The 395-nt window shown below is 84.3% G+C and carries 1 pseudogene; it reads right to left on the bottom strand.

Annotation, left to right across the window (positions count from 1 at the left end):
• Positions 1–41 precede the first annotated feature (41 nt).
• A pseudogene (locus tag IH13_RS44900) lies at positions 42–395 on the bottom strand (hypothetical protein); the annotation flags it as partial.

Genomic DNA, 395 nt, shown 5'->3' with positions numbered 1-395 from the left:
GGCACGTGCCGGGGCCCGCAGGCGTTTCTGCGGTCGCCGGGTCAGGGAGCGACCGACCCGCCGGTCACCGGGCGGGCCGAGGCCGAGCCGCTCCTGGGCGTCCGGTCCGCGTGCGGCGGACGGCGGGAGGCGGCCGGGCCGGGCGGCGTCCGTTCCGCGCGCACCCCGTGGGCGGAGTGGGCCCGCGAACGGGGTGCCGCGCCCGGGGGGCCACCCGCCCCCGGAGGTTCGGCGGCGGGGCCGGGCCCGGGCGCGCTCCCGGGCTCCTGCCGGCCGTCGAGGGGCTGCGGGGTGCCCGGGAGGCAGGGCTCTGCCGCCCCGGTGTGCGCGGCGACCCCGTCGCCGGCGCCCTCCAGGGTGGGCGGCGTCAGGACCGGTACCGGGACGCCCGCGGG

Origin of the sequence: Streptomyces sp. NRRL WC-3549 (assembly GCF_000721935.1) — a bacterium.
GTDB lineage: Bacteria > Actinomycetota > Actinomycetes > Streptomycetales > Streptomycetaceae > Streptomyces.
Note: the sequence above shows the minus strand (reverse complement) of the source record. Positions and strands in the feature narration are given on the sequence as shown.